At 74.6% G+C, this 8,597-nt stretch carries 9 protein-coding genes; 5 read left to right on the forward strand and 4 right to left on the reverse strand.

Translation table 11 applies throughout. The features are described from left to right. The 3 genes from mrdA to mreC form a co-directional block, all read right to left on the reverse strand. Nucleotides 1-1,877, reverse strand: a 1,877-nt coding sequence (gene mrdA / locus PSR1_RS19590) for a penicillin-binding protein 2 (protein ID WP_059439100.1), incomplete at its 3' end; no start/stop codon positions are given. Between the two features lies 1 nt (nt 1,878). Beyond that, nucleotides 1,879-2,388, reverse strand: a complete 510-nt coding sequence (locus tag PSR1_RS19595; protein WP_011421551.1) for a hypothetical protein — start codon at nt 2,386-2,388, stop codon at nt 1,879-1,881. Beyond that, on the reverse strand, nt 2,385-3,260 hold the full coding sequence (gene mreC / locus PSR1_RS19600) for a rod shape-determining protein MreC (protein WP_059439101.1): 876 nt from the start codon (nt 3,258-3,260) through the stop codon (nt 2,385-2,387). The genes PSR1_RS19595 and mreC overlap by 4 nt, the downstream gene beginning before the upstream one ends. Nucleotides 3,261-3,389: 129 nt before the next feature. On the opposite strand from mreC, the gene PSR1_RS19605 reads away from it, so the two are divergent. Genes PSR1_RS19605 through PSR1_RS19615 form a run of 3 tightly spaced genes read left to right on the forward strand, consistent with a single transcriptional unit; the run spans nt 3,390 to nt 6,233 of the window. Then, nucleotides 3,390-4,964 (forward strand): peptidylprolyl isomerase, encoded by a 1,575-nt coding sequence (locus PSR1_RS19605; protein ID WP_059439102.1) that lies wholly within the window; start codon nt 3,390-3,392, stop codon nt 4,962-4,964. A 16-nt stretch (nt 4,965-4,980) separates the two neighbouring features. Further along, the gene (locus PSR1_RS19610) at nt 4,981-5,565 is read left to right on the forward strand and encodes a nucleoside triphosphate pyrophosphatase (protein WP_059439103.1); all 585 of its coding nucleotides are present in this window, start codon (nt 4,981-4,983) and stop codon (nt 5,563-5,565) included. Beyond that, on the forward strand, nt 5,562-6,233 hold the full coding sequence (locus PSR1_RS19615) for a YggS family pyridoxal phosphate-dependent enzyme (RefSeq protein ID WP_082100312.1): 672 nt from the start codon (nt 5,562-5,564) through the stop codon (nt 6,231-6,233). Before PSR1_RS19610 ends, PSR1_RS19615 begins: the two co-directional genes overlap by 4 nt. Here PSR1_RS19615 and PSR1_RS19620 read toward each other — a convergent pair. Then, a complete protein-coding gene (locus PSR1_RS19620) occupies nt 6,220-6,432 on the reverse strand; it encodes a hypothetical protein (RefSeq protein WP_059439105.1) in 213 nt (70 codons plus the stop codon). The two genes, PSR1_RS19615 and PSR1_RS19620, sit on opposite strands and share 14 nt — an antisense overlap. A gap of 353 nt (nt 6,433-6,785) precedes the next feature. Between PSR1_RS19620 and PSR1_RS19625 the strand changes: the two genes are divergently transcribed. Next, the gene (locus tag PSR1_RS19625) at nt 6,786-7,535 is read left to right on the forward strand and encodes a DUF3108 domain-containing protein (protein ID WP_059439106.1); all 750 of its coding nucleotides are present in this window, start codon (nt 6,786-6,788) and stop codon (nt 7,533-7,535) included. 84 nt (nt 7,536-7,619) lie between these two features. Next, on the forward strand, nt 7,620-8,597 hold a 978-nt coding region (locus PSR1_RS19630), incomplete at its 3' end, for a glycoside hydrolase domain-containing protein (protein ID WP_237758161.1).

The raw sequence follows: 8,597 nt of genomic DNA on the forward strand, positions 1-8,597 counted from the left end.
TCCATGTACCGCTTCACCAGCGCCGACGCGGTCGGCGCCGCGTTGGACGAGCCGAAGCCCGAGTGCTCGTTCAGGACCACCACCACGATCTCCGGATCCTCCGCCGGCGCGAACGCCGCGAACCACGCGTGGTCGCGCTCGAAGTACGACACCTGCGAGGCCTTGAGCCGCCGCGCGCCCAGCTTCACCACCTGCGCCGTGCCGGTCTTGCCCGCCATGACGTAGTCGGGGGAGCGCTGCGAGTAGGCGGTGCCGAACGGCTGGTTCACGGCCGCGAGCAGCCCCTTCAGCACCGTGTCGCGCGTGGACGGCTTGATGGGCAGCGTGCCGCGCGTCTCCGGCGCGAACGCCTGCACCACCTTGCCGTCCGGGTCCTCGACCCGCAGCACCACCTGCGGCTTCCAGAGCTTCCCGGTGGCGAGCGCGCCGTAGAACACGAGCTGCTGCATGGGCGTGACGTTCACGTCGCCCTGCCCGATGGAGAGGTTCACCGCCATGCCGCGCTGGTAGCCGCCGGCCTGGTGCTTGTCGTGCCAGGCCGCGTCGGGCACCACGCCCGGCACCTCGCCGGCGATGTCGAAGCCGGTGGGCACGCCCAGGCCGGAGAGGTGGCCCCACTTCGCGATGGCGTCGGCGCCGAGCTGCGCGCCCGCCTGGTAGAAGAACACGTCGCAGCTCGCGCCCAGCGCGTGCTCGAAGTCCACGTAGCCGTGGCCGCTGTCCTTGTCGCAGCGCCAGCGCGCCCGGCCCATGGTGAAGTGGCCGGGGCAGTACACCGAGGTGTTCGGCTTGTAGACCCCCTCCTCCAGCGCCGCGATGCTTGTGAGCGCCTTGAAGGTGGAGCCGGGGTGGTAGTGCTGCTGGATGGCGCGGAACAGCTCGGGCTGCAGCGGGTCGGAGTGGATCGCGGCCAGCTCCGCCGAGGTGATGCGCCCGGACATCTTGTTCGGGTCCGGCGCCGGGCGGTCCACCAGCGCCAGCAGGAAGCCGGTCTTCGCGTCCATCGCCAGCACCACGCCGGCGGTGGCGGGGAAGGTCTTCTCGGCGAACTCCTGCAGGCGCCAGTCGATGGACAGCACCAGGTTGCGCCCGGGCACGCTCGGCACCACGCGCTGGTCGGGCGGGATGAGGTCGTCCGCGTCCTCCTTGCGGCGCCCCTTCGCGTCCACCGGCACGCGCTCCTTGCCGTCCACGCCGCGCAGGTCGCGCTCGAAGCGGCGCTCCAGCCCGCGGCGGCCGACGTAGTCGCCCATGTAGTACGGGCCCTGCGGCGAGGCGGTGCGCTGCAGCTCCTCGTTGAGCCGCTTCAGCTCCTCGCCCCCGACCTCGTTCATGTAGCCGATGAGGTGGCCGCCCAGGCCGCCGAAGCGGTAGTTGCGGTGCGGGATGGGCTGGACGTCCACGCCGGGCAGGTCCATCTGGCGCGCCAGGTACCGGTCCAGCTCCTCGCGCGTGATGTCCACCTTCACGGTGAACGGGCGGAAGCGCTCGAGCTTGCGCGCCGAGCGGAGCTGCCCCTGCGCCCGGGCCACCTCCTCGGGCGACATCTGGAGCAGCGCCGCCACCCGCGCCAGGATCTCGTCGCACTGCTTGCCGCAGAAGTACGGCGTGAGCGTCACGTCGTACGAGGGCCGCGAGTCCACCAGCACGCGCCGGTTGCGGTCGAGCATCAGCCCGCGGTCGGCGGGGATGCGCAGCTCCTTCACGAAGTTCTCGTCGGCGCGCTCCTTGTACTCGTCGCCGCGGAGGATCTGGAGCTGGTACAGGCGCCCGAGCAGCGTCAGGAACACGAGCACCACGAGACCCGTGGCCCACGCCAGGCGCGGCCGGAACTCCTTCTGCGCCGCACCGGGCGCGCTGGGCGGGATGAGCGACATGTCAGCGCAGGAGCCCCGGCTCCTCGCGGTGGAACAGGCCGTCGATGCGGCGCATGCCCGCCGCCACCAGCGGGGCCGCCGCGGCGGTGAGGAGCGCCTCGAGGAGCATGCGCGGCAGGAGCGCGGCGCCGGGCTGCACCTCCGGGGCCGAGGTCAGCCGGGTGAGCAGCAGGGCGCCGAGCGAGAGCGTCAGCGCGCCCAGCCCGGAGAGCGCGGCGAAGCCGGCCCGCCCGCGCACGTCCACCGCGGCGCCGGCGCCGCGGGCGAGCACGAACACCGCCACCGCCAGGAAGGTCATGAGCCCCTTGGGCGAGCCGGTCATGAGGTCGAGCACGTAGCCGACCCCGGCCGAGGCCACCGAGCCGTCCACGTTCCCGCCCTGCAGGCCGAGGTAGACGATGCAGGCGGCGAGCAGCGAGACCGAGAACGCGCCGCCGCCCACCCAGCGGAGCACCGCCGCCTGGAGCCCGGCCAGCAGCAGGGCGAACACGACGTGCGCGAGCGGCTTCACCGCTGGCTTCCCGGCGCGTACGCGGAGGGCTGCGCCTCGACGGCGCGCTCCGCCGAGGTGATCACCAGCAGCTCCTCCACGCGCGTGACGTCCACCGCGGGGATCACCTGCGCCTCCTGGAACAGGCCGTTCGCGCTGCGCTGCAGGTGCGTGACGCGGCCGACCGGCAGGCCGGGCGGGAACACGCCGTCGGTGCCGGAGGTGACGACCTGGTCGCCCTCGATCATGTCCTCGGTGCGGAGCGCGTAGTCGAGCTTGCAGCCGTCGGGCTTGCCGGTGCCGCGCACGTTGGCGCGCGCGCGGGTGCGGTCCACGCGCACCGCGATGGAGCTGTTGCGATCGGTGAGCAGCAGCACGTCGGCGGTGTGGTCGGTGACCGAGTGCACCCGCCCGACCACGCCCTCCGCCACCACCGCGGGCATGGCGCGGTCCACGCCGTCGGCGGCGCCGCGGTCGAGCGTGACGATCTGCAGGCCGGCCGTGCCGAGGCGCACGCCGATCACCCGCCCGCCCACGTAGGTGCGCTCGGGGGTGGCCTGCGCGAACGCGAGCAGCTTGCGGATCCGCTCCGCCTCGGCGCGCTCGCTGACCAGCTGCTGCTTCTCCATCTGGAGCAAGTTCACCTGCCGTGACAGGTCGGCCGCGCGCTCCTGCGCGTGACGCAAGGCGACGTATCCCCGCCACCCGTCGAGCACGCCGGTGACGCCCCACGCCACCACCCGCTGCACCGGGTAGGTGATCCAGAGCACCACCCGATCCAGGCGGGTGCGCTCGCTGGGCTGCTTTGCGTGGGCGAAGAAGACCCCGAGGGGCACGAGGAGCAGGACCGCGACCAGGATCAGCTCGCGGTACCGCTTGAGCAAGGCGAACACGGGGACTCCGGAGACTCCAGCAGGGCCAAAAACCCTTGCATTTTAGCCCTTGTTGACTAGGGTGTTCAACTTCGCGGCGCCCACCCCTTTCCAGGGCGTTCGTCTTACAACAACTCGGAGCATCGCTTCATGCTCGATATCGTCCGGGCCAACAAGAAGGGCATCCTCTCCTGGCTCATCGTCCTCGGGATCGTGGTGGTGTTCGCCATCAACTTCGGTCCCGGTTCGCTGTCCAAGGGGGGCGCCGGCTGCGGCGGCGCCCCGGCCTACGCCGCCCGGGTCAACGGCAAGAGCATCTCGGCCGCCGACTTCGAGCGGCAGTACGAGAACCTGCTCCGCTTCTACCAGCAACAGGCGGGTGAGGGCTTCACCCGCGAGCTCGCCGCGCAGCTCGGCCTCGGCCGGCAGGCGCTGGGCGTGCTGGTGGACCGCGAGCTGGCGCTGCAGGAGGCGCGGCGCCGCGGCGTCGTGGTCACCGACCGCGAGGTGTCCGAGGCGGTCCACCAGATGCCGGCGTTCCAGGAGAACGGCCAGTTCCGCTACGAGACCTACCTCGAGGCGGTCCGCGCGAACTACGGCTCGCCGGGCAACTTCGAGGCGGCGGTCCGCGACGACCTGCTCTACCAGAAGATCCTGGGCGCGCTCGTCGAGACGGTGAAGGTGCCCGCCACCGAGGTGCGCGCGCAGTGGGCCGCCTCGGCCGACCGCGCCGCGCTGCAGTTCGTGCGGTTCCCCGTCTCCGCGGCGCAGGCCGAGGTGAAGGTGTCCGACGCGGACGCGAAGGCCTTCGCGGACAAGGAGGGCGCGCGCGTCGAGGCGTTCTACAAGGAGAACGCCGACCGCTACGACCAGAAGGCCAGGGTCCACGTCCGCCACGTGCTCGCGCGCGTCGCGCCGGGCGCCTCCGCCGACGAGGAGGCGGCCGCGCGGAAGAAGATCGACGAGGCGGCGGCGCGGGTGAAGAAGGGCGAGGACTTCGGCAAGGTGGCCGCGGCGCTCTCCGACGACCCGAACACCAAGGACCGGGGCGGCGACCTGGGCTTCGTCTCCGAGGGGCTCGCCGACGCCGCGTTCGCCAAGGCCGCGCTCGCGCTGAAGGCGGGCGAGGTCTCCGAGCCGGTGCGCACCCCCGCCGGCTGGCACCTCATCCGCGCGGAGGAGGTCGTCCCGGCGCGCCAGGTGACGCTCGAGGCGGCCCGCCTCGACATCGCCCGCGAGCTGCTGGCCCGCGACCGCGCGCAGGCGCTGGCCCGCGAGAAGGCGCAGGCCGCGCTGGACGCGGCGCGCAAGGGCAAGGCGCTCGGCGAGCAGTTCCCGCCCGCCGGCAAGGGCAAGCAGGTCACGCTGGGCGGCACCGTGCTTGCCGCCGAGGAGACCGGGCCGTTCGGCGCCGGCTCGCCGGTGGTGCCGCGCATCGGCGCGGCCCCCGAGCTGGCGCAGGCCGCGCTCGCCGCGAAGGCGGGCGAGGTGCTCCCGAAGGTCTTCGACACGCCGAGCGGCCCGGTGATCGCCGCCGTCGAGCTGCGCGAGTCGCCGGATCCGGCGAAGTTCGAGGCGGAGCGCGCCGGCATCGAGGCCCGCCTCCAGGGCATGAAGGCGGAGCAGGTGCGCCGCGCCTGGCTGGAGGAGCTGCGCGGGAAGGCGAGGATCGAGGAGAACGTGGCGCTGCTCGGCGCGACCCAGCCCGCCGCGCCGCAGCCCTAGCGGCGGAGGGCCGCGCTTGGCGCCCCGGCTCGTCCTCGCGTCGCAGAGCCCCCGCCGGCGCGAGCTGCTCGGGCAGCTCGGCCTCGAGCTGGAGGTCCGCCCGGCGGACACCGACGAGCGCGTGCTGCCCGGCGAGGCGCCCCGGGACTACGTGCTCCGCGTGGCGCGCGAGAAGGCGCGCGCGGTGCCCGGCGACGTGGTGCTCGCGGCGGACACCGCGGTGGTGCTCGGCGGCGAGGTGCTCGGGAAGCCGCGCGACGCCGAGGACGCCCGGCGGATGCTCCGCGCGCTCTCCGGCACGCGCCACGAGGTCCTCACCGGCGTGTGCGTCCGGCGCAACGCGAGCGCGCTGGGCGTCGAGCTCGACGCCGTGGTCGCGACCGAGGTCGCCTTCGCGCGGCTCGGCGACGCCGAGATCGACTGGTACGTCGGCACCGGCGAGCCGCTCGACAAGGCGGGCGCCTACGCCATCCAGGGCTCCGGCGGCGCGTTCGTGCAGGAGGTCCGCGGCAGCGTGTCGAACGTGGTGGGCCTGCCGCTCGCCGAGACCGCCGCGCTGCTCCGCCGCGCCGGCTTCCCGCTGCCGTGGGAGCGGCCGTGAGCATCGCCGAACGGCTCGCCGCGATCCGCGCCGAGCTGCCGGCCGGCGTGACGCTGGTCGCGGTCTCGAAGACGCAGCCGCCCGAGGCGATCCGCGAGGCGTACGCCGCCGGCCAGCGCGACTTCGGCGAGAACTACGCGCAGGAGTGGCGCGCCAAGGCCGACGCGCTCGCCGACCTCCCCGGCCTGCGCTGGCACTTCATCGGCGGCCTGCAGACGAACAAGGCGAAGTACCTCGCCGGCCGGGTGGCGCTCGTCCACGCGGTGGACCGGGAGGAGCTGGCGGCCGAGCTGTCGCGCCGCTTCGGGCAGAAGGGCGCCACCGCGCGCGTGCTGCTCGAGGTGAACGTCGGCGGCGAGGCGTCGAAGGAGGGCTGCCCGCCGGACCGCGTCGAGGCGCTGGCGGCCGCGGTCCGCGCGCTGCCGTCGATCGAGCTGGCGGGGCTCATGTGCATCCCGCCGCCCGCCGACGACCCGCGCCCGCACTTCCGCGCGCTCCGCGCGCTGCGCGACCGGCTCGGCCTGCGCGAGCTGTCGATGGGGATGAGCGCCGACTGGCGGATCGCCGTCGAGGAGGGCGCGACCCTGGTCCGCGTGGGCACCGCCATCTTCGGCGCGCGGCCGCCGCACGGCGCGCGCGGCGGCGCCGGCCCGGCTACAGCGGCTTGAGCCGCAGGCGACCGGCCTCGGTCACCACCACCGAGAAGTCCTGCCCGCAGTAGAAGCAGCGGACCTCGTCGCCGTCGCCGAAGCCGTCGTCGTACGGGTTGTTGGCGGCGCAGTCCGGGCAGTCGAAGTCCTGGAACCGCCGTCCCCTCCCCTCGTCCGACTCGACGTCGTCGTCCTCGTACCCGCGATCGATCGGCACCGCGCTGCTCCCTCCGCCGCGCGCCCGGCCGCGGCTCGGCGCGAGCCTAGACCAGTTCGGGGTGAGGCGCGAGCGAGCGGGCGCCCGGCCGCGTCCCTCGCGCGAGGGGGTGGGAATGCGGGGGACCCTCCCGTCCATTCTGGTCGGAGGGACCACCCCCGAAGGCCGGGCGACCGTGTCGGACGCGCGACACGCCTGTCGCGCTCCCGCATCAGTCGTTGCGCAGCGGCCTTCGAATCCCGAAGAATGTCCGGCTGGCGCGGACGTGGCACCGGCCTTGCTCTGTCTCCGGGTGACCGCGCACCGCTTCGCGCGCGGCGTGGCTCGGAAGAAGCGACTGGAGATCCGCCGCAATGACCAAGACCTGGACCCTCGCCCTCGCCGCCCTCCTCGCCGCGGTCCCCGCCTCGCGCGCCGACGCCTTCGCGCCGGGCGAGGAGACGGTCTTCAGCGTGCGGTACCTGAACCTCCCCACGGGTGAGGGGCGCATCGTGGTCGGCCAGCCCGAGGGCGACGTCTGGCCGGTGATCTTCCAGGCCAAGACCGAGGGCGTGGCGGGGTTCATCGACATCCGCGAGCACCTGGTCTCGTACTGGGACGCCACGGCGCGGATGAGCCGCGGCTCCGACCTGAAGGCGTACGAGGTCGGCGACTACCACGTGGACTCGGCGCGCTTCGACCGGGCGAACGGGCAGGCGACGGTGGTCGTGCAGCGGAAGGGGAAGCGCAAGGAGAAGACCTTCCCCATCGCGGCCGACGCGCACGACCTGACCAGCGCGTTCATGTGGATCCGCCTGCAGCCGCTCACCATGGGGCACCGGTACGAGCTGCCGGTGGTCTCCGGGTCGAAGCAGTTCACCCTCGTGGCCGAGGTGGTCGGCCAGGAGCGCATCGAGACGCCGGCCGGGACGTTCCCCACGCTGAAGGTGAAGGTCCGCACCGCGCTGGAGGGGAAGTTCTCGACCAGCCGCGACTCGTACATGTGGCTCTCCGACGACCCGCGCCACATCCTGGTCCGCGCCTCCGCCGACTTCGCGGTGGGCAGCATCGTCGCGACGCTGAAGAGCTACCGGCCCGGCGGCGAGGTGGCGGCGGCCCGCTGAGGACCGCCCGCCCGGGCGGCGCACGCGCGGGGTGAGCCCGCGCGCTCGCTTGTGCCCGCGAGGCCGGGCGCCCACCTTCGCGGCGTGACCGCCCCCGCGCTCCTGCTCGCCCTGCTCGCCCTCGCCCGCCCCGGCCCGGTCCTCCGGGCCCCGGCGGAGCCGGCGCTCGAGTGGGCGGTGGCGAGCGGCCTCGACAAGCTCCGGCCCTCGGATCCGCTCCCCGCCGCGCGCGCGGTGGACCTGGTGGCGGCGCGCGGCGAGTGCGAGTCGGCGCAGGTGGCGGTGCGACCCCGCGGCGCCCCGCTCGCGCTCGGCGCCGAGGCCGCGCCGCTCCGCCCCGACGAGCGCCGCCGCGGGCGCCGGATCCCGGTCGCGCTCTACCGCGTGGCCACGGTGCGCCTGGCGCGCCCGAGCGGACCGGACGGCGCCGCCGGGGAGTGGCCGGACCCGCTCGTCCCGGTGCGCGACGCCTGGTTCCGCGAGGCGCGCCGCGCGTTCCCGCTGGAGGTCGCGGCGGGCCGGCTCCAGGCGATCTGGGTGGAGGTGTGCGTCCCGCAGGACGCCGCGCCGGGCACGTACGCGGGCGTGGTGCGGCTCTCGGCGGGCGGCCGGCGCGCCGCCGCGGTCCCGGTGCGGCTGCGGGTGTGGCCGTTCGCGATCCCGCGCACCGGCACCTTCGCCGCGCCGTTCGGCCTCTCCACCCGGCTCGGCACCCGCGCGCTGGGCGTGCCGGACGATCCCGAGGTGGCGCGCGCGCTCGCCGCGGCCGCGCTGCGCCACCGGGTGACGCCCTTCACGCTCTCGGCGGACCCGCCCGACGGCGCCTGCACGGCGGGGCGCTGCGCGCTCGACTGGACGCGCTACGACGCGGAGGTCGGGCCGGTGCTGGACGGGACGCTGGTGCCCGGCGTGCGCGGCGCGTTCGCCGAGGTGCGCATCGCCGGGCGCGTCTGGGACGGCCCGGAGGCGGACCTCGCCGCCACGCTCCGCGCCTGGCGGGCGCACTTCGAGGCGCGCGGCTGGGCGGACCGGCTCTGGCTCTACACGCTCGACGAGCCGCGG

The organism is Anaeromyxobacter sp. PSR-1 (assembly GCF_000964525.1).
In the GTDB taxonomy this organism is placed as follows: Bacteria; Myxococcota; Myxococcia; order Myxococcales; family Anaeromyxobacteraceae; genus Anaeromyxobacter.

What these genes read in the sequence shown, in the direction of transcription:
- PSR1_RS19605 (WP_059439102.1), top strand. Translation starts at nt 3,390, where the DNA reads ATGCTCGATATCGTCCGGGCCAACAAGAAGGGCATCCTCTCCTGGCTC.
- PSR1_RS19625 (WP_059439106.1), top strand. Translation starts at nt 6,786, where the DNA reads ATGACCAAGACCTGGACCCTCGCCCTCGCCGCCCTCCTCGCCGCGGTC.